This window comes from Caballeronia choica, assembly GCF_001544535.1.
Classification (GTDB): domain Bacteria; phylum Pseudomonadota; class Gammaproteobacteria; order Burkholderiales; family Burkholderiaceae; genus Caballeronia; species Caballeronia choica.
The window spans coordinates 39,401-62,891 of the sequence record NZ_FCON02000034.1 but is presented as its reverse complement, the minus strand read 5'-3'; the positions used below and the strand labels follow the sequence as shown (position 1 = coordinate 62,891).

The 23,491-nt window shown below is 65.6% G+C and carries 24 protein-coding genes; 11 read left to right on the top strand and 13 right to left on the bottom strand.

From position 1 onward, the window contains the following. Nucleotides 1–42 precede the first annotated feature (42 nt). The 7 genes from AWB68_RS17195 to AWB68_RS17165 form a co-directional block, all read right to left on the bottom strand. Nucleotides 43–573, bottom strand: a complete 531-nt coding sequence (locus AWB68_RS17195) for a hypothetical protein (protein WP_087645552.1) — start codon at nucleotides 571–573, stop codon at nucleotides 43–45. A 28-nt stretch (nucleotides 574–601) separates the two neighbouring features. Beyond that, a complete protein-coding gene (locus AWB68_RS17190; protein ID WP_087645551.1) occupies nucleotides 602–808 on the bottom strand; it encodes a hypothetical protein in 207 nt (68 codons plus the stop codon). 20 nt (nucleotides 809–828) lie between these two features. Beyond that, complete coding sequence (locus AWB68_RS17185; protein WP_087645550.1) at nucleotides 829–1,053, bottom strand: hypothetical protein; 225 nt, start codon at nucleotides 1,051–1,053, stop codon at nucleotides 829–831. 292 nt (nucleotides 1,054–1,345) lie between these two features. Next, the gene (locus AWB68_RS17180; protein ID WP_087645549.1) at nucleotides 1,346–1,549 is read right to left on the bottom strand and encodes a cold-shock protein; all 204 of its coding nucleotides are present in this window, start codon (nucleotides 1,547–1,549) and stop codon (nucleotides 1,346–1,348) included. Nucleotides 1,550–1,728: 179 nt separating this feature from the next. Continuing rightward, a complete protein-coding gene (locus AWB68_RS17175) occupies nucleotides 1,729–2,643 on the bottom strand; it encodes a pyridoxal-phosphate dependent enzyme (RefSeq protein ID WP_087645548.1) in 915 nt (304 codons plus the stop codon). 149 nt (nucleotides 2,644–2,792) lie between these two features. Next, on the bottom strand, nucleotides 2,793–3,323 hold the full coding sequence (locus AWB68_RS17170; RefSeq protein WP_235028381.1) for a hypothetical protein: 531 nt from the start codon (nucleotides 3,321–3,323) through the stop codon (nucleotides 2,793–2,795). A gap of 501 nt (nucleotides 3,324–3,824) precedes the next feature. Beyond that, on the bottom strand, nucleotides 3,825–4,238 hold the full coding sequence (locus tag AWB68_RS17165; RefSeq protein WP_087645546.1) for a DUF3331 domain-containing protein: 414 nt from the start codon (nucleotides 4,236–4,238) through the stop codon (nucleotides 3,825–3,827). 408 nt (nucleotides 4,239–4,646) lie between these two features. Between AWB68_RS17165 and AWB68_RS17160 the strand changes: the two genes are divergently transcribed. The 10 genes from AWB68_RS17160 (at nucleotide 4,647) to AWB68_RS17115 (ending at nucleotide 16,762) form a co-directional block, all read left to right on the top strand. Then, complete coding sequence (locus AWB68_RS17160) at nucleotides 4,647–5,474, top strand: alpha/beta fold hydrolase (protein WP_087645545.1); 828 nt, start codon at nucleotides 4,647–4,649, stop codon at nucleotides 5,472–5,474. 244 nt (nucleotides 5,475–5,718) lie between these two features. Continuing rightward, complete coding sequence (locus tag AWB68_RS17155) at nucleotides 5,719–6,333, top strand: (2Fe-2S)-binding protein (RefSeq protein ID WP_235028380.1); 615 nt, start codon at nucleotides 5,719–5,721, stop codon at nucleotides 6,331–6,333. A 13-nt stretch (nucleotides 6,334–6,346) separates the two neighbouring features. Further along, nucleotides 6,347–7,351 (top strand): FAD binding domain-containing protein, encoded by a 1,005-nt coding sequence (locus tag AWB68_RS17150; RefSeq protein WP_087645543.1) that lies wholly within the window; start codon nucleotides 6,347–6,349, stop codon nucleotides 7,349–7,351. A 22-nt stretch (nucleotides 7,352–7,373) separates the two neighbouring features. Next, complete coding sequence (locus AWB68_RS17145) at nucleotides 7,374–9,602, top strand: xanthine dehydrogenase family protein molybdopterin-binding subunit (protein WP_087645542.1); 2,229 nt, start codon at nucleotides 7,374–7,376, stop codon at nucleotides 9,600–9,602. Between the two features lie 238 nt (nucleotides 9,603–9,840). Next, nucleotides 9,841–10,656 (top strand): hypothetical protein, encoded by an 816-nt coding sequence (locus AWB68_RS17140; RefSeq protein ID WP_125482955.1) that lies wholly within the window; start codon nucleotides 9,841–9,843, stop codon nucleotides 10,654–10,656. Between the two features lie 9 nt (nucleotides 10,657–10,665). After that, nucleotides 10,666–11,040, top strand: a complete 375-nt coding sequence (locus tag AWB68_RS17135; protein WP_087645540.1) for a hypothetical protein — start codon at nucleotides 10,666–10,668, stop codon at nucleotides 11,038–11,040. Between the two features lie 229 nt (nucleotides 11,041–11,269). After that, nucleotides 11,270–11,761 (top strand): free L-methionine (R)-S-oxide reductase MsrC, encoded by a 492-nt coding sequence (gene msrC / locus AWB68_RS17130; protein ID WP_087645539.1) that lies wholly within the window; start codon nucleotides 11,270–11,272, stop codon nucleotides 11,759–11,761. Between the two features lie 134 nt (nucleotides 11,762–11,895). Continuing rightward, nucleotides 11,896–14,070 (top strand): malate synthase G, encoded by a 2,175-nt coding sequence (locus AWB68_RS17125; protein ID WP_087645538.1) that lies wholly within the window; start codon nucleotides 11,896–11,898, stop codon nucleotides 14,068–14,070. Between the two features lie 91 nt (nucleotides 14,071–14,161). Beyond that, a complete protein-coding gene (locus AWB68_RS17120) occupies nucleotides 14,162–15,277 on the top strand; it encodes a Fic family protein (RefSeq protein WP_087645537.1) in 1,116 nt (371 codons plus the stop codon). Between the two features lie 120 nt (nucleotides 15,278–15,397). After that, nucleotides 15,398–16,762, top strand: coding sequence for a nucleobase:cation symporter-2 family protein (locus AWB68_RS17115; RefSeq protein WP_087645536.1), 1,365 nt, complete (start codon nucleotides 15,398–15,400; stop codon nucleotides 16,760–16,762). A 21-nt stretch (nucleotides 16,763–16,783) separates the two neighbouring features. Here AWB68_RS17115 and AWB68_RS17110 read toward each other — a convergent pair whose 3' ends face one another. The 3 genes from AWB68_RS17110 to AWB68_RS17100 are packed head-to-tail and all read right to left on the bottom strand — an operon-like array spanning nucleotide 16,784 to nucleotide 18,674. Beyond that, entirely contained in the window at nucleotides 16,784–16,969 is a 186-nt protein-coding gene (locus tag AWB68_RS17110; protein ID WP_035935732.1) for a 4-oxalocrotonate tautomerase, read from the bottom strand. A 33-nt stretch (nucleotides 16,970–17,002) separates the two neighbouring features. Continuing rightward, entirely contained in the window at nucleotides 17,003–17,779 is a 777-nt protein-coding gene (locus tag AWB68_RS17105) for a class II aldolase/adducin family protein (RefSeq protein ID WP_087645535.1), read from the bottom strand. Continuing rightward, nucleotides 17,757–18,674: an urea transporter gene (locus AWB68_RS17100; RefSeq protein ID WP_160110028.1), complete on the bottom strand. Its 918-nt coding sequence runs from the start codon at nucleotides 18,672–18,674 to the stop codon at nucleotides 17,757–17,759. Before AWB68_RS17100 ends, AWB68_RS17105 begins: the two co-directional genes overlap by 23 nt. On the opposite strand from AWB68_RS17100, the gene AWB68_RS48230 reads away from it, so the two are divergent. Further along, entirely contained in the window at nucleotides 18,673–18,945 is a 273-nt protein-coding gene (locus AWB68_RS48230) for a hypothetical protein (protein ID WP_160110027.1), read from the top strand. The genes AWB68_RS17100 and AWB68_RS48230 overlap by 2 nt on opposite strands. Here the strand turns inward: AWB68_RS48230 and AWB68_RS17095 are convergent. The 3 genes from AWB68_RS17095 to AWB68_RS49510 form a co-directional block, all read right to left on the bottom strand. Then, nucleotides 18,938–19,141: a hypothetical protein gene (locus tag AWB68_RS17095; RefSeq protein ID WP_087645533.1), complete on the bottom strand. Its 204-nt coding sequence runs from the start codon at nucleotides 19,139–19,141 to the stop codon at nucleotides 18,938–18,940. The genes AWB68_RS48230 and AWB68_RS17095 overlap by 8 nt on opposite strands. A gap of 70 nt (nucleotides 19,142–19,211) precedes the next feature. Then, nucleotides 19,212–19,862: an autotransporter domain-containing protein gene (locus AWB68_RS17090; protein WP_327382727.1), complete on the bottom strand. Its 651-nt coding sequence runs from the start codon at nucleotides 19,860–19,862 to the stop codon at nucleotides 19,212–19,214. After that, nucleotides 19,859–23,350: a hypothetical protein gene (locus AWB68_RS49510; RefSeq protein ID WP_235028379.1), complete on the bottom strand. Its 3,492-nt coding sequence runs from the start codon at nucleotides 23,348–23,350 to the stop codon at nucleotides 19,859–19,861. The genes AWB68_RS17090 and AWB68_RS49510 overlap by 4 nt, the downstream gene beginning before the upstream one ends. Between the last annotated feature and the right edge of the window lie 141 nt (nucleotides 23,351–23,491).

The window sequence follows — 23,491 nt, the reverse complement described above, 5'->3', positions numbered from 1 at the left end:
AACGGCGAAGCGCGCGGACGCTGAACGCCGCGCGCTTCGCGCTCAACGCACGAAGTAGCCCTTGCCCTGCATGCAGTCGCCATATGCGCGCCAGTAGCGCGTCATCGGCGGCTCGGGCGGCGGCAGCGGCGGCATCTTCAACTCGGCGTACTGCGCATCCGACGCCCCGCTCGCGGCAGCGGCACCCGATGCGGCGTTGGCGCCGGACGCCCCATCCGGCGCCGACGCCCCCGCGGCCATGGCCGCGGGTGCGCCGCTGGCAGGCATCGCGGCACTCGCCGACATCGGCGCGGAGGCCGCCAGCGCGCCGGAAGCGTTCGGCGGAAGCGGCGGCTCGACGGGACGCGGCGGCGTGAGCGGCCGCGCTTCGCGTGGCTGATCGCGCGGGGCGGTCTGTGGCTCGCGCGCCATGACGACGCGCGTGGTCTCGTTGGCGTAGGCGTAGCAGGCGGCGTTGTCGACGGCCTGCTGGCCCGTGCTCTGGCTGCGGCCGGGCACGGTCATCGGCTGCTGTGCGAGCGCGGCGCCACTGGCGACGAGCAGTGCAGTTCCAGCAAAGGTGGAAAGTCTCATTGGCGTGCGAACCCCGAAGCGGTGTTTTTTAATCGTAGCGGCCGTGGTCGGCACGTAAAGGCTCGGCTTGCCGTTCGAGCCCCTCGTCCGCCGCCCGGCCTGCAGTCAAGGATACCGATCCTGCGCTGCGTGCCACGCCAGAAACACCAGCATCTTCCGCCATTTTTTCGATCGGCGGCACGGTGCGGCGCTTGCCCACCATGAATTGCGCAAAGATGGCTGTGCGCAGCGCCACGCCCGGGGGTCCAAGAACGTCTAGCCGCGACAGTCGACCCATTCGCGCGCCCAGCGACACGAATGGCCGAGCGCCGCTTGTTCGTCGTCGAAGCAGTCGAGGATGTGAAACTGATAGCGCATCGCTTCGCCCGCGCCGCTGTCGCGCTCGAGCAGGAGATTCGATGCGAACGATCCGTCAGGCAGACGATGCGCCGACGGGAGAACTTTATAGCCGTTGTATTTTTGGATGTTTGAGTTATGCATGATATTGCGAGCGCGCACATGCGGTCGCGGCAAAACGAGCCGTGCCGATGCGTAGAACGCTTGATTTGAAGCCTGGAAGGCCGCTGGGTATGACGCTGAAATTAGCGCTGGAAATAACGCGAAGCGCCCGCGAGAAAAAACGCTGGGGAGATGCTGAAGGGGCGCTGCGATGGTGTGCCGCTTTTGCGGCAACCGTGGCGGGAGTACGAAGCTCCGCGAGGGTTTCAGCTACTGTCGCGAACCGGCATGCCGATTCGCGACGAGCGTTGTATCTACTGCTTACAGCGGGATATTACAGCGGCGTGATGTTCGAAGCTTGCAGACCCTTCGGGCCTTGCTTGGTTTCGAAGCTGACCTTCTGGTTTTCGGCCAGGGTCTTGAAGCCTTCGCTGCGGATTTCGGAGAAATGCGCGAAAAGGTCGTCACCGCCCTTGTCCGGGGTGATGAAGCCAAAGCCTTTGCTGTCGTTGAACCACTTGACGATACCGGTATCCATGAGAATTCCTTGAGTTAAAGATTAAGCCGTCCCGAGTGGGACGAGAGAAGCATCAAGGAGGAAAGAGGACAACAAATACCGCGGTGGAAACGGAGGATGATGAACGACAATCGGACTTCTTGAATACTTCGACCCGAACAGTACGTGTTCGCTGATTGACTGTCAAGCTAAATCCGTGTTTAGCCGGCGTCGGCGGACCAGCGCTTCAACTGGTCGACATTCGTGCCGACACCGCCGCACACAATCAGCAAGATGTTCCGCGCAGCGCGCAATGGCTCGACACCGGAATCGAGCGCCGCGACGGACGCGCCGCAAGCGGGCTCCACGACGACCCTGTGCTCGTTCAATAGTTCGATACATCCCGCGACGGCCTGCCGGTCGGATACCACAACGCTCGTAATGGGCCGCCTTTCTGCGGCCGACAGCGATTCGGCACACACGCGGCGCGCACCCAGCGATGTGGCGATGCTGGTAATCGCCTGCAGTTCGACGCACTCGCCGGCCGCAAGCGAGCGTGCATATGAGTCGGCGCCTTCAGTTTCGACTGCGATCAGCGGCACGTCTTCCCAGCCGTTGCGGCGCAATCCCTGGACGGCGCCGCACAGCAGTCCGCCGCCGCCCACCGAGAGAACAACGGCGTCCGGCGTCAGACCCGCGCGCGCAACTTCGTCGATCATGGTCGCGTGGCCTTCCCAGAGGAGCGGATCGTCGAATGGATGGAGGAACGCGTCGGCGGACGTGCACGATGCGAGCGCGAAGCGGTTTGCCTCGTCCCACGACTTGCCGTGCACCACCACTTCGGCGCCTTCCATGCCGATCAGATGCTTGGCGCGCTCGGAAGTCGTCTCGGGCACGACGACCCGCACCGGCACACCGAGCTTGCGCCCCGCGTAGGCGACGGCGAGTCCCGCATTGCCGCCCGAGGACGACACGAAGCGCTTTGCGCCGCGTTCCTTGTAGACCGCGCAGGCGTGGCTGATGCCGCGCGCCTTGAATGAGCCGGTCGGCTGCATCGCTTCCATCTTCAGCCAGACGGATTTGCCCAGGCGTTCCGAGAGAGCGCGCGATTCCAGCAGCGGGGTTTCGATGAACATGTGGCGAAAGGCAGTTCGACAGGAGGGCTTCGATTTTACCCTCGCCACCAAAGCGGCGCAGGCGCGCTCAGCACCTCATCCCGATGCGGACACCGAGCACGAGCGGAGTGCCGCCCCGGATCTCTCTCTTGGTTCTGCGTGCGGTGGTTTCACTCGTCGCGCCACGGCCACGTCGAATAGCGCGACGGTGGAGCATCAGACGGTTGCGGATCGGGTTGAGCCTCTTCGAGCGGTGCATCGGCTTGGCTCGGGGCAGCCTCGGGGGCGGCGTCCGCTTCCGGCTCCGGCACTTGCGGCAAGTCCACGCCGAACCACGGCACTTCCTTGCGTCGCTCGCTCACGTACGCCTCCCATCCTGCCGCATTGCCGGCGAACAGATCGTGCTGCACCGTGTGGGCCAGCAATTGCCGGTTCAGGGTTTCGTCGAGCAGCGCCTTCGGCCAGACGAAGAAAGCGCCCGTCGCGCGTCGAATGAAATCGGCCGGATGCATGCTCGCATCGGCATGACGGAGGATGCTGAAACTCACGAGCGAGTCGTTCTGCTCGAGCGCTTCGCCGATGCTCGCGCGGCTGTCGGCGCACTTCGTCAGGCAGTAGATCGCTTCGAGCACATCGCCGAGATGGAGGAGTAAAGCGCGTCGTTCGTAGGGATCGTCCATTGCGGCCTCTGGTTGATTCATGGCGGGTGTTGCATCGATGTCGCGTCTCGCGCAAGCGCCATGCCGCAGACAATCGACGCGCAATTCTAACGAACCCGATGCCACGTGATGACGTTCACCAATAGCGGGATGGCGAGATGTCGGCGGCGCGATGCGTTCGATGCGGCGTGACGGAGGCGTGGTCGAGCGGCGAATTGAACGCATCGTCGCGTGGTTGCGGAGGGAACGCGCGGAAGCATCGCTCGATCGTGCGATGGGACCGTACGCGTTAAAGGACGAAGCCGCTCGCGACGGGACATGTCGCGAGGGAACAAGCCGCTCCATTCGACGTTTGCACGCGTGTCACGCAAACGACATCATTCGGAACGCAATCGGTGAGCTTCGATAAAGCGATCGTGCGCAGCGGCGAAGCGCGCTCAGGCGAGGGTCAGTCGGATAAACAAGGAATCCAAACAACAGCGAGCGAAAATTGCGCCCCTCCGACCCGCGATCACCGGACAAAAGGAGCATCGCACATGCCTGTTATCCGCGCGGCACACCCTCGACGACGGCGGCAAGGATCATCGCGCCGGCGTTCAGCGGCGAAGGCCGGCACGCGCGCGGCCGATAGATGGCGTCGCCGCGGCCTATGCTCCTGCCGCTCAGGGCGCAGGTGCCTGCTTGCCGCGCGACGCTCGCGCGCCAGACCTGATCGCCGTAGCGGCACGAGCTCGGGTCGCACCACGCGACGGTGGCGGTGCTTGCGGTCGGCCGGTCGATCACGCTGACCGCGACGTTCGCATGCGCCAACTCGGTGCTTATGCAGCGCTGGCGTCTCGCGACGGATTCGTCGGCCCGCTGGCTTTCGCGTGCACGCGCGTTCGTCGAAGCCGACTGCATCGTCAGCCAGCCGACCGTCTGCGACCAGGGATCGAGACCAATGGTTCGTCCATCCATGTGGCACCTCTTCTCGTCAGTTCAGGAAGACCCGGCACATGCACACACCGGGCGGTGACTGCAAGTCGAAATGAAGCGGCGGCGCCGGAGGCACGGGGAAGCGTCGTGCGAATCCGGCGCGCAAACTGTGTGTTGATAGGGGTGATGTTGTGCTGCGCGAGAAGAACCTTACCGCGTCCGAAATTTCAATGCCATGCTACCAAGGTATTAATAAGCCTGCTCACGACGCAATCCATGGCGCAGCCCGTGTGCAGGCGGGATCGGGTTTGGTTCGATAGTCGCGCCGACGGTGGTGTCGGGAAGCTTCGTCTCGCATAGTGGAACAGAAACGGATTGGCGAAAGCGCTTCGGGTTTGGGCTGCTCCCCCGCGCTATGATCGAATGCACTTCGCCCAATTCAACTTACCCATGAATCGATCACCAGAGATCCCCACCCAAGTCTCCTTCGCGCAACTGCCGGCCACGCCCGGCCGCGATACCTTGCGTGTCGAATACCAGTGGCTCGCCGCAAAGCATCCCGACGCGCCAGTCGCCGTCTTCCTCCACGAAGGACTAGGCTCCATCACGATGTGGCGCGACTGGCCACAAACCCTATGCGATGCGCTCGGCCTGCGTGGACTCGTCTATTCGCGCCCGGGCTACGGCCGTTCCACGCCGCGCGCCGCAGGCGACAAGTGGTCGGTCGATTTCATGCACCGTCAAGCCAGCGAGGTGCTGCCCGCGCTGCTCGATACGCTCGGCGTCGATGCAGCCGAGCGGCGCCGCATGTGGCTGATCGGTCACAGCGATGGCGGCTCGATCGCGCTGCTTTATGCAGCCGCGTTTCCAGAGGCACTCGCCGGCGCCGTGGTGCTTGCGCCGCACGTGACGGTCGAACCGGGTTCGGTCGAAGCGATCGCCGCGACCCGGCATGCCTACGAGAACACCGACCTGCGCGACAAGCTTTCGCGCTATCACGACGACGTCGATTCGGCGTTCTTCGGCTGGAACGACATCTGGCTCGATCCCGCGTTCCGCGCGTGGGATATCACGGACGAGATCACGTCGATCAAGTGTCCGTTGCTCGCGATCCAGGGGTGGGACGACGAATACGCGACGATGGCGCAAATCGACGTGATCGCGCAGCAGGTACCACAGACGAAACTGACAAAACTGCCATCTTGCGGTCATTCTCCGCATCGTCAGATGCCGGAGCGCGTGAACGAGGCGATTGCGGCATTCATGCAGACCCTCTGAACCTCGTCGATCAGGCATGGAACGTGCGCGGCACGGCTTGCGCGAGTGCCGTCGCCGGGTTCTGAAAAAGCTGCAGCAAGTGCCTATACTGGCTGCGTGGTCGAACAGCCGGCGCGACGCCGGCTCGTGCAACCGGAGCGGGTCTGCCGGCACTGCATTCGGCGCGCGCCCCAAGCGCGCTGCCGGAAATACGACTCGACCATGTTCCTCTCCAAGCCTCGTCGCCCTGCCAGGAGAAAGCGCAATGCAACAGCACGTCCCCCAATCGAGCACGACCAAAACCAAGCCCCGCACACCGCCCATGCCGGACGGGGCGAAGGAAAAGCACGCACCCGAAAGTAGCGCAAGCCATGTCGCCGAAGTCCTCGCGCCGCCCGCCGCGCCAGCCGCGACGCCCACCGCCTCCGTCGAACTGACGGTCAACGGCAAGTCCTACTCGATGTCGCTCGACCCGCGCACGACGCTCCTCGACGCCCTGCGCGAGCACCTGCACCTGACCGGCACGAAAAAGGGCTGCGACCACGGCCAGTGCGGCGCGTGCACCGTCCACGTGAACGGACGCCGCGTCAACTCGTGCCTCTGCCTTGCCGCGAATCACGAAGGCGACACGATCACGACGATCGAAGGCATCGGCAGCGTCGAGACCCTGCATCCGATGCAGGAATCGTTCGTAGAATGCGATGGCTATCAGTGCGGCTACTGTACGTCCGGGCAGATCATGTCGGCGGTGGCGCTGCTCGGCGAACCCGTCGGTCCCGCCGATGCCGACGTGCGCGAAGCGATGAGCGGCAACCTGTGCCGCTGCGGCGCCTACCAGAATATCGTCACGGCGATTCAGGCCGTGCGCGGTAAAGGCTGAGGAGCGCGCCGACATGGAACTCTTCCAGCTTTCGCGGGCGCGCGACGTGCGCGACGCGATCCAGGCCGGCGCCTCGTCGCGCACGGCGCAACAAGGCGCCGACGTGCGCTTTCTCGCAGGCGGCACGACGCTGCTCGACCTGATGAAGCTCAACGTCGAACAGCCGGGACGCGTGATCGACATCAGCCGCTTGCCGTTGAACGACGTCGAAGCCACCGCGGACGGCGGCGTGAAAATCGGCGCGACAGTGCGCAATGCGGACCTCGCCCAGCATCCGCTGATTCGCGAACGCTATGCGGTGCTGTCGCAGGCGCTGCTCGCGGGCGCCTCGGCGCAACTGCGCAACATGGCGACGACCGGCGGCAACCTGCTGCAGCGAACCCGCTGCGTCTATTTCCGCGATACCGCGATGCCTTGCAACAAGCGCGAGCCCGGCTCGGGTTGCTCGGCGATCGGCGGCTTCAACCGCACGCTGGCGATCCTCGGCGTGAGCGACGCCTGCATCGCGAGCAATCCGTCGGACATGAACGTCGCGCTGACGGCGCTCGAAGCGACGGTCCATATCCAGGGCACGCGCGGCGAGCGCGAGGTCGCCATCGACGACTTCTTCCTGCTGCCCGGCACGACACCCGAACGCGAGACGGTGCTCGAACCGGGCGACCTGATCACGCACGTCACGTTGCCGGCGCCGGCACCGGGCAGCCGCTCGGTCTATCTCAAGCTGCGCGACCGCGCGTCGTATGAGTTCGCGCTGGCGTCGGCGGCGGTGATCGCCACCGTCGCCGATGGCAAGCTGAGCCACGTGCGCATCGCGCTGGGCGGCGTCGGCACGAAGCCGTGGCGCTCGCGCGAAGCGGAAGCCGCGCTCGCGTCGGCCACGCCCGATGCGGATGCGTTCGCACGCGCCGCCGCAGCGGCCCTCGCCGATGCGAAGCCGCAAAGCCAGAATGGCTTCAAGGTCGAACTCGCGCAACGCTGCCTCGTGCATGCATTGAAGCTCGCCACCGCGCCCGCTTGAACCTCGCCCCAAGGACACGCTCATGCCCACCGCGATCGAATCGCCGCTGTCCGTCATCGGACAGCCGCAACGGCGCATCGACGGGCCGCTGAAAGTCAGCGGCCGCGCCACCTATACGTCGGATGTCGACTTGCCCGGACTGCTGCACGCAGTGCCGGTCTGCAGCACCATCGCGAGCGGCAGGATCACGTCGCTCGAATTCGCCGCCGCCGAACGGATGCCCGGGGTGCGCGCGGTCCTGCATCGCGGCAACATCGGCCGCTTCTTCCGCATCGCCGGCAATTCGATGGATACGGGTTACGTCGACGAAGCGCGCCCGCCCTTCGAGGATGATGTCATCCGCTATTACGGGCAGTACGTGGCGGTCGTCGTTGCCGAGACATTCGAGGCCGCGAGTGCGGCGGCCGCGGCCATCAAGGTCGGCTACGAGGTCGCGCCGCACGACGTGAGCGACACGCTCGTGGCGAGCGCCGGGTTGAAGGTCGAGAGCGAGCGCGGCGACGCGGCGCGCGCGTTCGACAGCGCGCCCGTCACACTCGACGAAACCTACGTGACGCCGGTCGAGACGCACAATCCGATCGAATTGCACGCGACCGTCGTGCAATGGGACGGCGAAGGCTACACGTTCTACGAGACCACGCAGGCGATCTCGAACCATCAGGGCACGTTGATGCAGATGCTCGGCCTGCCGAAGGAAAAAGTGCGCGTGATCTCGCGTTATCTCGGTTCCGGCTTCGGCGGCAAGCTGTGGATGTGGCCGCATTCGCTGCTCGCCGCCGCGGCCGCGCGTCACACGGGCCAGCCCGTGAAGCTCGTGTTGAATCGCAAGATGATGTTCCAGAACGTCGGCCATCGGCCGGTCACGCAGCAGCGCATGCGTCTTTCCGCCGATGCGGACGGCAAGCTCACTTCGCTGCGTCACGACTACCTGAATCACCGCGCGATCCTCGACGAGTACGCCGAAAGCTGCGGCGAAGCGACGCCCGGCCTCTACAGCACGCCGAACCTGCGCGTGAGTTCGGCGACGGTGCAACGCAATGTCGGTTCGCCGACCGCGATGCGCGGACCGGGCGCCGTGCCCGGCCTCTTCGCGGTCGAATCGGCGATGGACGAGCTCGCGATCAAGCTGAATCGCGACCCCGTCGAGTTCCGCATCGGCAACGAGCCGAAGGTCGACGAGAGCACCGGCTTGCCGTTTTCTTCGCGGCATCTGATCGAATGCCTGCGCACCGGCGCGGAAAAGTTCGGCTGGTCGAAGCGCACGCCCGGCGTCGGTTCGATGAAGCGCGACGGCCTGACGCTCGGGTGGGGCGTGGGTGCGTGCAGCTGGCCAGGGATTCGCTTCTCCGCCGACGCCACCGTCGATCTCCGGGCCGACGGCACGGCGCGCGTCGTCTGCGGCACGCAGGACATCGGCACCGGCACCTACACGATCCTCGCGCAGCTCGTGGCCGAGCAGACCGGCCTCCCGCTCGACAGGATCGAAGTCGGTCTCGGCGATACCGCGCTGCCGCTCGGGCCGATTTCGGGCGGCTCGGCGGCGACGGCATCGGTGATTCCGGCGGTCTCCGACGCCGCGCGCGCGGCCGTTCAGGCGGTGCTGGCGCGCGCCACGTCGCTCGACGATTCGCCGTTCTCGGGCGCGAAGCCGGAGCAGCTCGCGTTCAGCGAGGGCCGCGTGCATCGCAAGGGCGAGGCGCCATCGAGCGGCGTGCCGTTCGGGCAAATCCTCGAAGCCGCGAAGATGCATGCGGCATCGGGCAACGGCAGCGCAAAAGGCGGCTTCGACGATCCGCTGAAGAAGAAATATTCGATCAACTCGTACGGCGCGCACTTCGCCGAAGTGACCTGGCAGCCGGAGATCGCGCAGTTGCGCGTGAGCCGCGTCGTGACGGTGATCGACGCGGGCCGCATCCTGAACCCGCAAGCGGGACGCAACCAGATCGAAGGCGCGGTCGTGATGGGCGTCGGCATGGCGCTCTTCGAGCACACGAGCTACGACCCGCGCAACGGCGCGCCGGTCAACAACAATCTCGCCGACTACATCATCGCGTCGAATGCGGATACGCCGGCCCTCGACGTGACCTTTCTCGACTATCCCGACACGATCTTCAACGAACTCGGTGCGCGCGGCATCGCGGAGATCGGGCTCGCGGGAATCGCGGCGGCGATCACCAACGCGGTGCATCACGCGACTGGTGTGCGCGTGAGGAAGTTGCCGGTGATGATCGAGGATCTGCTGGGGGGCTGAAGCGATTCGTGGTTTGTCACGCTACGGCGAGCCTTGCGGCTCGCCGTTTTTTCTTTGGGGCGCATGCAGAAATCCTCGACAAAAATTCATCGGCATGACCCGATCGCGCCACGCTGTCCTCCCTCGCGCAGCGCTTTATGAGATGTTCCGCTCGCGGAAGGGACTACATTCGTCCCCACACAACAGGAGGACACAACGAATGGGGACCGAATTCATCCGGTATCGAGGGTATCGCTACATGCTTCGTCTGCGGCGTGATTTCGATCCGGATTGGCCCTCGTGGAGGGCCAACGAACAGCACCAAGCCATTGAGAAGGGCCGCGAGATGTTTGATGCGGCTTACCTTGACGTTTGGGAACGAAACGCAGAACTGGTTGCACGGGTGCAAGCCTTTATGAGCAAGTCGTTTCCGTGGCATCGCACCCGCAACGCCCGCGAGACACTCGCGGAGCTCGCTAGGACCGTGCGGCAAGGCGCCGTGTATGTGGTTCAGCAAAATCTGCCCGTATCGGGCGGTTACATCGACCCGGCGCGGCGCAAGGCATCATCGCTGAATGCCGCGGAAGAAGCGGCGCCTGTCACGTCGTTCAAGGATCGATATCTCGCGCAACTTGAGCGGATGAATGCCGAGCGACCCACATGGGCGGATACCAACGCGATGATGGACGAAGTCAACGCCGAGTTCATGACGCGCATGGCAGGCGTGTCGCCCGTGATCGACGCAATGTTTCAGGCGGCAGGATGGACAGACAAATACCCGGACGCGTCTGGCGTCGCGCCGTCACCGTTTGGCAGCGCGCAACCGTTCGAGTATGACGATGAAGCGCCGTCTGAAGACGCAATGGAACTTGCGGGCATCCCCTTCGACGGTCCCGCGGGTACGTGGGTCGAGAACGCCCCGGGCAAGAAGAAGCAATGGCGGATGTATGGTCGAGACGGCGCGCCTGTGGTGGACATTGATTTTGATGACCATCACGGACAACCGAATCCGCACGCGCATAACTGGGACGACAATGGCCGCGACCACGGCTGGCCCGTTTCCATACTTCCATAGGACGCATCCATGACGATCACGGACACGCTAAAACAGTTCGGCCACTTCCATGATTGGTATATCGACATCATCGCAACCGAAAAGGAGGGAGGAGCAAGCACGCCGAATACACTTACGCTCGGACTTCATGACGGCACCCGCCGCGCAACGGTTACTTTCCGCGGCGTCACGCGCGCCTCCATCGAGGATGGTGGGTTGCTGAACATCGTCAATTCCATCGAGACATTGAAGCCTGGACATGACGCGTATCCCAATGCGCTAAGGATGCTGAACAAATCCGCCCATTTTGGGAAACAGCGCGGCGATCACGTCGCTTATGTATTTTCGACGGTCGGCGCGGAAATCGCTGTTGAGTTCGACTCGATCAAGATCGAAGCCACGTAAGCCTTTGAGTGAAACGCCGCGAAACGCGGCAGCGCGCTCTTGCCATGAAGACACGGCCCGTGCCCCGATGCGCACGGACGCCGCCAGGAAATATCGCACTCGAACCGAGTCGAAGCCAGCGCCCCGGCGTGCAACCCCGGTGCCATCGACGTATCATGTCCAGTTCCCGTGCGTTGCCGGCCAGCCCAGGCCCGCGCCACGCACGCAACCGACCCGATGGACCCCGTCAATGTTCGAAGCCACCGTCTCCGCCACGCTTCCGAAGGCCGAGTTCTACGACGAACTCGCCCAGCAGGCCCGCGCACTCCTCGCCGGTGAAACGAACCGCGTCGCGAACGCCGCGAACCTCGCCGCCCTCCTCTATCACTCGCTGCCGGACCTGAACTGGGCCGGCTTCTATTTCCTGACCGATGGAGAACTCGTCGTCGGGCCGTTCCAGGGCAAGCCCGCGTGCGTGCGCATCGCGATCGGACGCGGCGTGTGCGGCCGCGCCGCCGAAACGCGCCAGACGCAGGTCGTGCCGGACGTCCACGCGTTCCCGGACCACATCGCGTGCGACGCCGCCTCGCGTTCCGAAATCGTCATCCCGTTGGTGCTCTCCGCTGGCGAACTGATCGGCGTGCTCGACCTCGACAGCCCGAAGCTCGCACGCTTCGACGACGAAGACCGCAAGGGGCTCGAAGCCGTCGCGCGTCTTTTTGTCGAGACGATTCGAGGCTGAAGGCCGGCGCCGCGCCGCGCCACTCGATGGAACCCGCCGAAGAAGCGATAAAATCAGGTCACGAGCACACGCCCGCTTTCCAAAGATGTGCCGAAGAACAGAATTGCCATCAGCCAAGCCCCAGGGAGCCCCCAATGAATGAAGTCATCAAGCAGGAAGGATTGCAGGTCGCCAGGAACCTGAAGCAGTTTGTCGACGACGAAGCCCTGCCCGGCACGGGCGTCGACAGCGCCGCCTTCTGGAAAGGGTTCGACGCGCTCGTGCACGACCTCGCGCCGAAAAACCGCGCGCTGCTCGCCGAGCGCGACCGGCTCCAGACCGAACTCGACAACTGGCATCGCGCGAATCCGGGTCCGGTGGGCGACGTGCGCGCGTATCGCAAGTTTCTGGAAAGCATCGGCTACATCGTGCCGGTGCCCGCAAACGTACATGCGACCACGTCGAACGTCGACCGCGAGATTGCCGAGCAGGCCGGGCCGCAACTCGTCGTGCCGCTCTCGAACCTGCGTTATGCGCTCAACGCCGCGAACGCGCGCTGGGGCAGCCTCTACGACGCGCTCTACGGCACCGACGCGATCCCTGACACCGACGGCGCCGAAAAGACCGCCGCGTTCAATCCGAAGCGCGGCGCGGCGGTGATCGCCCGCGCCCGCGCGTTTCTCGACGACAACGCGCCGCTCGCCGACGGCTCGCATGCCGACGCGACCCGCTACAGCATCGAACAGGGCCGCCTCGTCGTCACGCTGAAAGACGGCCCGACGGGTCTTGCCAATCCCGAACAACTCGCAGGCTTCCACGGCGAGGCGAGCGCGCCGACAGCGGTCCTGCTCAAGCATAACGACCTGCACTTCGAAATCCAGATCGACGCCAGCGACGCCATCGGCAAGACCGACGCGGCCCACGTGAAGGACGTGCTGATCGAAGCGGCCGTGAGCACGATCATCGACTGCGAGGATTCGGTCGCGGCCGTCGACGCCGACGACAAGGTCCAGCTCTACAAGAACTGGCTCGGCCTGATGAAGGGCGATCTCGCGGAAGAAGTCACGAAGGGCGGCAAGACGTTCACGCGCAAGATGAACCCCGATCGCGAATACGCGACGCCCAACGGCGGCACGTTGAAGCTGCACGGCCGGTCGCTGTTGTTCATCCGCAATGTCGGCCATTTGATGACCAACCCCGCCGTGCTCGACCGCGACGGCAACGAGATTCCCGAAGGCATCCTCGATGCGGTGATGACCACGCTCGGCTCGCTGCACGACCTGCAGAGGAAGCTCAACTCGCGCACCGGCTCCATCTACATCGTCAAGCCGAAGATGCACGGCCCGGCCGAAGTCGCGTTCGCCGACGAGCTGTTCACGCGCGTCGAAGACCTCCTCGGCCTGCCGCGCCACACGATCAAGATGGGCATCATGGACGAGGAGCGCAGGACGAGCGTCAACCTGAAGGCGTGCATCGCGGCAGCATCGGCGCGGGTGGCGTTCATCAACACGGGCTTCCTCGATCGCACTGGCGACGAAATGCATTCGTCGATGGAAGCCGGCCCGATGATGAGGAAGGGCGACATGAAGTCGTCGGCGTGGATCAAGGCGTATGAGCGCAACAACGTGCTCGTCGGGTTGAACACGTCGCTGCGCGGGCGCGCGCAGATCGGCAAGGGCATGTGGGCGATGCCCGACCTGATGCATGCGATGCTCGAACAGAAGGTCGCGCATCCGAAGGCGGGCGCCAACACCGCGTGGGTGCCCTCGCCGACGGCCGCGACGCTGCACGCGCTGCACTATCACCAGGTCGACGTGCAATCGGTGCAGGAAGAGATGGAAAGCATCGACTACAACACCGTGCGCGATGAACTGCTCGACAGCCTGCTGACAATTCCGGTGGTCGCAAAAGCGGCGTGGAGCGACGACGAGCGCCGCAGCGAAGTCGAGAACAATGCGCAGGGCATCCTCGGCTACGTGGTGCGGTGGATCGACCAGGGCGTCGGCTGTTCGAAGGTGCCGGACATCCACAACGTCGGCCTGATGGAAGACCGCGCGACGCTGCGCATCTCCAGCCAGCACATCGCGAACTGGCTGCGTCACGGCGTCGTCACGCCGGAACTGGTGCGCGAGACGCTGGAGCGCATGGCGGTCGTCGTCGACGAGCAGAATGCCGCCGATCCGTACTACCAGCCAATGGCGCCGGGCTTCGATTCGTCGCTTGCGTTCAAGGCGGCTTCCGCGCTCGTGTTCGAAGGGCTCACGCAGCCGAGCGGCTACACCGAGCCGTTGCTGCACAAGTTCCGGCTGATCGCGAAGAAGGCGGTCTGATCCGCTTTTGCGGCGATTGACCGGCCTATTCGCCGCATGATTTGCGGCGAATAGGCTTGCCTTTGCGGAGAATACGCCGCACAATCTCCGCATGGAAAGCGGAGATTGGCTGTATATCTGGCAGTCCCCCGACTGGCCGAACTGGCATTACGACCTCCTGGCGCTCTCGGCGCCGCTCGCCGATGTCACGCGCGCACAGGGTCTTTTGCTCGGGCGGCTGGCCGACGTCGGCTTCGCGTTGCGCGATCAGGCCAGCCTTCTGGCGCTGACCGAAGACGTCCTCAAGACCAGCGAGATCGAAGGCGAGAAGCTCAATCCGGCGTCCGTGCGTTCTTCGATCGCGCGGCGGCTGGGCGTCGATATCGGCGCGCTCGCGCCGGCGGATCGGCACGTTGAAGGCGTCGTCGAGATGGTGCTCGACGCCACCCTGCGCTGCGAAGACGCACTCACCGATCAGCGGCTCTGGGGCTGGCATGCCGCGCTCTTTCCAACCGGCTACAGCGGGCTTTCACGCATCCGCGTCGCCGGTTTCCGCGACGATGCGAACGGTCCGATGCAGGTCGTCTCCGGACCGCTCGGGCGTCAGCTTGTGCACTTCGAAGCGCCGCCCGCCGCGCGGCTCGACGCCGAGATGGCGCGCCTGATCGCGTGGGTCAACCAGAGTCGCGACGATCATCCGGTTCTCAAGGCAGGGCTCGCGCATCTGTGGTTCGTCACGGTCCACCCGTTCGACGACGGCAACGGCCGCATCGCCCGCGCGCTCGGCGATCTTCTGCTCGCGCGCGCCGACCAGAGCCCGCAACGCTTCTACAGCCTCTCGGCGCAAATCCAGCGCGAACGGCGCGAGTACTACGAGATCCTCGAACGCACGCAAAAAGGCTCGCTCGATGTCACGGCGTGGCTCGCGTGGTTTCTCGACAACCTGCGGCGCGCGGTGGACACCGCGCATCACGCGCTCGATGCCGTGCTCGCCAGGACGCGCTTCTGGCAACGCGTCGCCGGCACGCCATTGAACGAGCGGCAAGTGAAGCTCCTCAACCGCCTGCTCGACGGTTTCGACGGCAAGCTTACAAGCAGCAAGTGGGCAGCCATCACCAAATGCTCCGCCGATACCGCGCTGCGCGACATCAACGAACTGATCGCGCTCGGCGTGCTGCGGCGTGCCCAGGGCGGCGGCCGCAGCACCGCCTACGAACTCGCCAAATGATGCACTGCGGGCCGACATCCGCTATCCCGCACATCACCCCCGCAATATTTTTCCAGCGCCCTTCGATGTGATACTCGGCCCAGGTCAGAGCACGTCGCCCTGTCCGCACCTGGAGTGAACATGGTTGCATCGACGCATCCCGTTGACGAGGTCCTGCCTTTCGGACAAATGCTGGCGGTCGGCATCCAGCACGTGCTCGTGATGTATGCGGGCGCGATCGCGGTGCCGCTCATCATCGGCGCGGCGCTCAAGCTGCCGAAGGATCAGGTCGCGTTCCTGATCAGTTCCGACCTGTTCGCCTGCGGCCTCGTCACGCTGATCCAATGCATCGGCATCTGGAAGTTCGGCATCCGGCTGCCCGTCATCATGGGCGTGAGCTTCGCGCCCGTCGGACCGATGGTCGCGATGGCGAACTCCGGCGCGGGCCTCACTGGCATCTTCGGTGCGACGATGGCGGCCGGCGTGTTCGCGATCCTCATTGCGCCGTTCTTCGGGCGGCTGATGCGCTTCTTTCCGCCGATCGTCACCGGCACCATCATCCTTACGATCGGCTTCACGTTGTTTCCCGTCGCGATCAACTGGGCGGGCGGCGGGCGTGGATCGCCGACCTTCGGCGACCCGCGCAACCTGCTGATCGCAGTAGTCGTGCTGCTCGCGATCCTCGTGATCAACAAGTACCTCAAGGGCTTTCTCGCCAACATCTCGGTGCTGCTCGGCATGGTGATCGGCTTTCTGATCGCGCTGCCGATGGGCTTCGTCGATTTTTCCGGCATCGGACAAGCCGCGTGGTTCGCACCGGTGCGCCCGTTCGCGTTCGGCATGCCGACCTTCGACATCGCCGCGATCGCGTCGCTGTGTCTCGTGATGGTGGTCATCATGGTCGAATCGCTCGGCATGTTCCTCGCGCTCGGCGATCTCGCGCGGCGCCCCGTCTCGCGCGACGACGCCTCGCGGGGCCTGCGCACCGACGGCCTCGGCACGCTGATCGGCGGCATCTTCAACACGTTTCCGCACTCGTCGTTTTCGCAGAACATCGGGCTCGTCGGCATCACGGGCGTGCGGAGCCGCTGGGTCGTGGTCGTGTCGGGCGTGCTGCTGATGCTGCTCGGACTCTTGCCGAAGCTGTCGAACTTCATCGCGTCGATTCCCGTGGTGGTGCTCGGCGGCGCCGGAATCGCAATGTTCGGGATGGTCGCCGCGACGGGCGTGAAGATACTCAGCAAGGTGAACTACGAGAGCAAGAACAACCTGCTGATCGTGGCGATCAGTCTCGGCGTCGGCTCGATTCCGCTCGCCGCGCCGACTTTCTTCCACCAGATTCCGTCATGGGCCGCGCCGCTCACGCACAGCGGCATCACGCTCGCAGCGATTTTCGCGATCGGGCTCAACGCGTTCTTCAATCGCAGCGAGACCGCCGAGGAAGTGGAGCGACAACTCGCCGAGGACATTCCGATGAGCCTGCGCACCGGTCAGCACGACGAGTGAGCCGCCCGGGTTCCGTGAGACTTACTCGTCGGACCAGAGCTTGCCGGCCGTCGCCCAGTTCTCGCGCTTGACGTCGGTCAGGATGATGTCGACCGAGCCCGGCGCACAGCCGAGCGTTTCGCAAGTCGTGCGCGTGATTGCCTCGACGAACTTGCGTTTCTCTTCGGGGGTTCGGCCTTCGAAAAGCTGGATGTTGAAAGTCGGCATGATGTGTCGCTGTCAGGGTTGGAAAGAAGAAGCTCAGTCGCGATACGACGCGTCGATCCGATCGAGCTTGCGCAAGAGCGCCGGCCATTCGAGCGCGCCTTCGATGGCGTCGTCGTCGTGAAGCTGGCGCGCCGTGCGCTCGGCCACTTCGGCCGAAGGCACCGTGAGCCGCGTCTGGCCGGCCAGCGCGCGCAATTGAATGTCGCATGCCTTGATGAGCATGTCCATCAGCACATAGGCCTCGGCGATCGTGCGCCCGAGCGTCAGCGGACCGTGATTGCGCAGCAGCATCGCGCGCTTGTCGGCGAGGCTCGCGACGAGGCGCGTGCCTTCGTCCGGCGAGAACGCGAGGCCTTCGTAATCGTGATACGCGAGGTGCCCGTGAAAGCGCATCGCGTGCTGCGAGGCCGGCAGCAGCCCGTCCGGCTGCGCCGACACCGCGATCGCCTGCGCGACGTGCAGGTGCATCACGCACATCGCATCGGCGCGCGCACGATGGACCGCGCCGTGCAGCGCGAAGCCCGTCGCGTTGACCGGGTGTTCGCTCTCGCCGATCACGTTGCCGTCGATGTCGATCTTGACGAGATTCGACGCACACACTTCGTCGAATGCAAGGCCGAACGGATTGATCAGGAAGCGCCCCGGCTCGCCGGGGACGCTCGCGGAGATGTGCGTGTAGACGAGATCGTCCCAGCCGTTCTTCGCGACCAGCCGGTACGCGGCGGCGAGGTCGGTGCGCACCGCGCGTTCGGCGGCCGAGACGGCACCGGCTGCCGCAATGCGGCGCTCAGGTCGATGGGTGAACGACATGGGAATCTCCGGGGTTGGCGGACGCGTCGAAGCGCTGCATGAGCGCCTGCACGCCCCACGATGCCAGGACGAAAGGCGCGGTCAGCGCCGGAATGCCGAGCCAGACGGCGATACGCTCGATCAGCACGGTCACGATGATGCCGGTGAGCGCCACCCTGACGCCCTTTCCCGACAAGGCGAGCGCGGTGAGCGTCGCGTTGAAGCCGCATGCGCCGCTCAAGAGGATGACAGCGGGCGCGCCGCCGAGCGCGTGCAGCGCGAGTCCGAGCGTGCTGCCCGCCAGCGCCCACGCCGCGCACGCGGGTCGCGCGGCAAGGAACGCCGCGAGAAACAGCAAGCCGGCGACGGACCCGCTCGCGAACACGATCGGCGCGAACCCGGCGGGCACGGCTTCGAGCCACGCGACCGGCGTGCTGCCCACGACGCTGGCCGCGCCGGACGCGGGATCGGCGAAGAGCGGCAGCCAGCACCACGTGACGAGGATGGCGGGACTCGAGTACGCCGGCAAACGCCAGCGCTGCAATGCCTGGCCGAGCCTGAACGACAGACCGGTCGCGAGCATCGCCGACACGATCGCGACGGCGCCCGCCTGCGAATCGTCGCGGATGAAGGTGAAGGCCGCGAGCGCGGCGAGCGCGCCGTTGAAGCCGTAGAGGTCATCGCGCATCGTCGGCGAATCGGCGTCCTCGACGATGTAGGCGATGACGTTGCCCGTCAGCGCGCCGATCACGAGCGCGCAGGCGAGGCGCGGGCTGAACGCACACAAGGCGGCGACGATCAGCGCGCCGGTCGCGGCATTGCGCTGGAGCACGATCTGGCCGATGCTGCGCGCGAAGCTGCGGAAATGGCGCAACGGCTCGTGGATGCCGGAAGCGGGGGAAAAGGCGGTGGACATGCGATGCGGACCTGATCGGAAAACGTCGTTCATCACGCGTGCCGCGAATGACGACGAGAAAGTCGAAGCCGCAAGGATAAAGCAGCGCACGCCGCTCGTGCGAGAGCGGCGTGAATATCGGTTATCAGGGGCGGGACAGCGAACGGGCGTGCTGCGATGCGCCGCGGAGGCGCGGCGGGACATCCGGGCGAGGCGCCCGGGTACGCCGGTGTCGAACGAAATCCTGGGCTGGCGCGCGCTTTCGCTGCGCCGGACCGGCCCGGTCAGCTAATGGCGATGGGCATCCACGGATCGACATCGGCCTGCGGATAGAGGCGCGACATCTCTTCGCCGATACGGACGATTTCGTGGATGTTGTCCCGGAAATTGGGGCTCTTTTCGTAGCTGATGTAGGTGGCATCAACGACGGCGGACAGCGTGAACAGGGTGAAAGCGATTCGTTCGAGGATCGGGTATCGGTGTGGCATGGCGGGTTCCTTGGTTCCGCCGGAATTTTAACAGAGATTAAGGGTTTTCCCGTAGAAGAAAAAAATTGTGTCACCAGCTCCACCGCGCGCCCACATTGCCCCCGACGACGCTCCGATGCTCGCTGCTGACATTCGTCGTGTAGTCGACGGTCGCGAACACGCTGCCGCGCCGGCTCACGCGCGCCGTCACGCCGAGGCCGAATTGCGCCGTCGTCGCCGAGACGCTCGTCGGGATCACCGTCGTGCCCGCGAAGGTGGCGCTGTCGGTGCCGCCGAAGTAGCGCCAGAGGTTCGCGCGCAGGTACGGCAGCCAGACGACGCCGGCGCCGGTGCCGGCGCCTTCGAAGCGCCCCTGCAGCCGCACGCCGAGCCGCCCGGCGACGCCGCTGGCGCCATGAAACGACACGCTCGATACGCCGTCGTCGAGATCGTTCATCGAGACGTGCTGCCAGATCAGTTGCGCCTGCGGTTCGACGCTCACGGTCGCCGACAGCGGGATCGGCAAGCCGCCTTCGAGCGACGCCGCGGCCGCGCTGCCGTGCGTCGTCGCGCCGATGCCCTGGTTCGAGACCGGATCGATCGTGAGCGAGCTGCCCATCACGACGGCGTCCGTGTACCAGCCGCCCGGGCCGACGTGCGTCCAGTAGCCGCCGAGGCTGTAGGCGTTGATCGTGAGATGGCCGGCCGCGAAATCGGGAAAGCCGAGCGCGAGGCCGCTCACGTCGCCGGTCGCGCGGGCGAAGCCCAGGAAGAAGCCGTAGTGATTGCGATGGCCGCTTGCGGTCGATCGGCGTAGACGTCGTGGCCGACCTGCACGCCGCCCATCGCGCCGCTGAATTCGGGATTGGCGCCGCCGCTGTTGCCCTGCGTCGCGTGCTCGCCCCAGACGCGCGCCCATGCGGCCGGCAACACGCCGCTTTCAGTCAGCAGCGACTGTTCGCCCTGGCGCTCGTGGAACGTGCCGATCTGCGCGATGTTCAGTTCGCGGGCGAGGATCGGCACTTCGGCGTAGACCGGGACTTCCATCCGGTAGAGCGGCGTCGGGGCGGAGCCGGCGGGTGGCGGGGGCGGCAGCGGCGGTGTGCCGGCGGCGGCGGTCGGCGTGAGCGTGGCTGGCGGTGTCGTGGGGGATGAACCCGGCGTCGCGGCCGGTGTTGAAGCCGGTGTCGAAGCCGGTGCTGAAGCCGATGCTGAAGCCGGCGCAGCCGGAACGCTGGAGCGCAGATACCAGTTGTCGGCACTGCCCGCGCTTTCGCCGCCCTTGAACAGATAGTAGACGTAGGCGCCCGCGCGCAGCGGCCGCGTCAGCATGAATGCGCCCGGCACGGTGGTGGCGCCGCCCGTCGCCTGGATCACCATGATGCCGTCGGTCACCGTCAGCCCGCCCGTCCCGCCGACATTCGTCACGCCGATCGACGTCGTGCCCGAGCCCGTGCCGCCGGCGATCACGAGCTTGTCGCTCGACGCGCCGTCCGCGCCCAGCACGCTTTGAACGAGCAGCTTGCCGTTGTTGCCGGCGTAGTTGCCGTTCACGACGAGCGCGTCTTTCGTGCTCGCGCCGCCGCTCGTCAGGTCGATCGTGCCGGCGTTCGCGAACGCGACGCGTTGTCCCGCGATTGCCGGCTGGATCGCCGAAACGCCGATGCTGCCCGCGAAGAGCGTGCTCGTCGAATCGACGGTGAGCGTGCCGGTTCGCGTGGCGGAGTCGCCGAGGGTGAGTCCGTTGCCATCGAGGGTGAGTTGGCTCGCGTTCGTGAGGTTGACCGTTTCCCAGTTGACGAAACGGCCGGCGCCGCTCGAGCGCGTATTGTCGAATGTGAGGATGTCGGTGCCTGGGCCGCCGTCGAGCTTGGTCATGCCGGCGAGGTTGGCGTTTGTGAGGCGCGAAAGCGTCGCGATGTCGTTGCCCGCGCCGAGAGAAACCGCGCCGTTGATCATGCCGCCGTCGCGCCATGTCAGCGTGTCGGGGCCGCTTCCGGTCGCGATGTCCTGGGCGATCGAGCCGCCTGTGAGCGTAATGGAGTTCCCGCCGTCGCCGAAATTCACCGCGCCGCCGATCGTCCCACCCGACATCAGGAAAGTGTTCGCGCCGTTGCCCGTCGCGAAGTTTTGCGCGATCGAACCGCCCTGGATCGTTGCGGAATTCGTGCCGTCGCCGAGTTCGACTGAACCGCCGATCGTGCCGCCTGAGAGCGCGAAGGTGTCTGGTCCGGTGACCGTTGCAGCGTTCGGGGGGTCGCCGAGATTCACCGTGCCGCCAATCGCACCGCCTGTCATCAGGAAAGTGTTCGCGCCGCTGCCCGTCGTGAAGTTTTGTGTGATCGAACCGCCTGTGATCGTCGCGGAATTCGCGCCGTCGCCGAGGTTGACCGAACCGCCGATCGTGCCAGCGGAGAGCGAGAACGTATCAGGACCGCTGCCTGTCGTGATGTTTTGCGCGATCGAGCCGCCACTGATCGTGACGGAGTTCGCTCCATCGCCGAGATTGACCGCGCCGCCAATCGCGCCGCCGGATATCACGAACGTGGTTCCTCCGCTGCCCGCCGCGAAGTTCTGCGCGATCGAACCGCCTGTGATCGTCGCGGAATTCGCGCCGTCGCCAAGGTCGACCGAACCGCCGATCGTGCCAGCCGAGAGCACAAAAGTATCCGCCCCGCTCCCCGTCGTCACCCCCAGCCCGATCGACCCGCCCGCGACCGTCACCGAATTCGCCCCGTCGCCAAAACTCACCGCCCCGCCGATCACCCCGCCCGACAGCACGAACGTATCGTTCCCCTGCCCCGCCGTCACGTTCGCATCGACCTGCCCGCCGGACATCCTGAAGAGGTCGTCGCCGACGCCGAGATCGACATTGCCGATGCGTCCGCCGGTCACCGTCGCGATCGTGCCGTTCGCAAACTTGCCGACGATCCGTCCGGCGCTCATCGCGAACGTGTTGACGCCGTCACCCTGATCGAGCGAATCGACCTGGCCGCCCGTCATCGCGAACGTGTCGTTGCCGAAGTACTGCCTGATCTGCCCGACGACCGTGCCGCCCATCATGTTGAACGTATCGTCGCCGGCATCGGTGTAGACGCTGATGCCGAGCGACGCCGCGCCGATGATGTCGCCGGTATTGTTGATCGTGATGCCGAACGGCCCGTTCGACACGATCGCCACGCTGGCGAGGCCCTCGATCGTGCCACTGTTGTTCAGCGTCGCGGACGCGTTCGCAAACGAGAGGCCGATAACCCCCGCGATCGTGCCCGCGTTGGTGTACGTGCCGCCGCCATTCCCATCGATGCCGTTGGCGAGCACGCTCCTGATGCTCGCGCCCGCCGCGTTGTCGAAGCTCACCTCGCCGGCGATGAACATGCCGAGGCCGCCCACGCCGCTCGCGGTGATCGAACCGGTATTCGTCACCTTGCCGGGCGTGGCATCGAGCGAAGTCACGCCATGCGCGTCCAGCCCCGACACGCTGATCGTGCCGTTGTTCGTCAGCACGTTGTTGCCACTGCCGCCGACGGCCGAGCCGTTCGCGAAGAAGCCGTGGGCGCTCGCACCCGTCGTCGTGATCGTGCCGTTGTTGACGACGATGTCGTTGTTCGTGAGCGCGGCGATGCCGGATGACTGGTCGCCGGTGGTCGAAAGGGACCCGTTGTTGGTCAGCGTTCCGCCGCCGGGACTCGCGAAATCGTGCATCGCAGAGGAATTGGGGCCGCTCGTCTGGATCGTGCCGCTGGTGTCGTTGAGCATGGTCACGGCGCGCGCCGTGTTGATCATGCCCTCGCCCGACGTGCCGGCCGTCTGGATCAGGCCGCGGTTGATCAGCGTGTCCTGCCCCGCGCCGGTCCCGAACGCGGCGATGCCCGCGTGCGTGTCGCCCGTCGCGCGCAAGGTGCCGAGGTTCACGACGCTGCTCTGGTCGCGCACGACGATCGCAGAGCCGGTGGCGACATCGAGCGCGGCGCCCGGCTGCACCGTTACCGTGACGTTCACACTGCCCGGCACCGCCGCGACCGGCGCCGGGTCGGGATTGGGCACACCCGTGCCGCAACTGACGGCCTGCCCCGACGCGGGCGCGCTGCTGTCACAGGCGGCGAGAGCAGGCGCGGCGCGCACGATCACGGCTAGGCCGATCGCCAGGGAAAGCGGCCGGCGCAGTGGCGTCAACGAGAAAGGTGTCGACGGCGACGGTGTCGACGCAAACGGCAGGCGCGCGAGGCGCATGGCCTTCTCCACGACGGACCGCACCACCTCGGTCCTGTAGTGTTGACTGGCTGCCGGCGCCACGCTCGTTCGCCGGCGATGGGGAATCGTCAGGCAATAGCAACGAGCCTAGTGCACGCATCGCCGTTATGCAAACGCACT

Bases quoted from the DNA above. Each gene is read 5' to 3' on its own strand.
- AWB68_RS17195 (WP_087645552.1), bottom strand. From the start codon at position 573: ATGAGACTTTCCACCTTTGCTGGAACTGCACTGCTCGTCGCCAGTGGC.
- AWB68_RS17185 (WP_087645550.1), bottom strand. From the start codon at position 1,053: ATGCATAACTCAAACATCCAAAAATACAACGGCTATAAAGTTCTCCCG.
- AWB68_RS17180 (WP_087645549.1), bottom strand. From the start codon at position 1,549: ATGGATACCGGTATCGTCAAGTGGTTCAACGACAGCAAAGGCTTTGGC.
- AWB68_RS17175 (WP_087645548.1), bottom strand. From the start codon at position 2,643: ATGTTCATCGAAACCCCGCTGCTGGAATCGCGCGCTCTCTCGGAACGC.
- AWB68_RS17170 (WP_235028381.1), bottom strand. From the start codon at position 3,323: ATGAATCAACCAGAGGCCGCAATGGACGATCCCTACGAACGACGCGCT.
- AWB68_RS17165 (WP_087645546.1), bottom strand. From the start codon at position 4,238: ATGGATGGACGAACCATTGGTCTCGATCCCTGGTCGCAGACGGTCGGC.
- AWB68_RS17160 (WP_087645545.1), top strand. From the start codon at position 4,647: ATGAATCGATCACCAGAGATCCCCACCCAAGTCTCCTTCGCGCAACTG.
- AWB68_RS17155 (WP_235028380.1), top strand. From the start codon at position 5,719: ATGCAACAGCACGTCCCCCAATCGAGCACGACCAAAACCAAGCCCCGC.
- AWB68_RS17150 (WP_087645543.1), top strand. From the start codon at position 6,347: ATGGAACTCTTCCAGCTTTCGCGGGCGCGCGACGTGCGCGACGCGATC.
- AWB68_RS17145 (WP_087645542.1), top strand. From the start codon at position 7,374: ATGCCCACCGCGATCGAATCGCCGCTGTCCGTCATCGGACAGCCGCAA.
- AWB68_RS17140 (WP_125482955.1), top strand. From the start codon at position 9,841: ATGCTTCGTCTGCGGCGTGATTTCGATCCGGATTGGCCCTCGTGGAGG.
- AWB68_RS17135 (WP_087645540.1), top strand. From the start codon at position 10,666: ATGACGATCACGGACACGCTAAAACAGTTCGGCCACTTCCATGATTGG.
- msrC (WP_087645539.1), top strand. From the start codon at position 11,270: ATGTTCGAAGCCACCGTCTCCGCCACGCTTCCGAAGGCCGAGTTCTAC.
- AWB68_RS17125 (WP_087645538.1), top strand. From the start codon at position 11,896: ATGAATGAAGTCATCAAGCAGGAAGGATTGCAGGTCGCCAGGAACCTG.
- AWB68_RS17120 (WP_087645537.1), top strand. From the start codon at position 14,162: ATGGAAAGCGGAGATTGGCTGTATATCTGGCAGTCCCCCGACTGGCCG.
- AWB68_RS17115 (WP_087645536.1), top strand. From the start codon at position 15,398: ATGGTTGCATCGACGCATCCCGTTGACGAGGTCCTGCCTTTCGGACAA.
- AWB68_RS17110 (WP_035935732.1), bottom strand. From the start codon at position 16,969: ATGCCGACTTTCAACATCCAGCTTTTCGAAGGCCGAACCCCCGAAGAG.
- AWB68_RS17105 (WP_087645535.1), bottom strand. From the start codon at position 17,779: ATGTCGTTCACCCATCGACCTGAGCGCCGCATTGCGGCAGCCGGTGCC.
- AWB68_RS48230 (WP_160110027.1), top strand. From the start codon at position 18,673: ATGCGATGCGGACCTGATCGGAAAACGTCGTTCATCACGCGTGCCGCG.
- AWB68_RS17100 (WP_160110028.1), bottom strand. From the start codon at position 18,674: ATGTCCACCGCCTTTTCCCCCGCTTCCGGCATCCACGAGCCGTTGCGC.
- AWB68_RS17095 (WP_087645533.1), bottom strand. From the start codon at position 19,141: ATGCCACACCGATACCCGATCCTCGAACGAATCGCTTTCACCCTGTTC.
- AWB68_RS49510 (WP_235028379.1), bottom strand. From the start codon at position 23,350: ATGCGCCTCGCGCGCCTGCCGTTTGCGTCGACACCGTCGCCGTCGACA.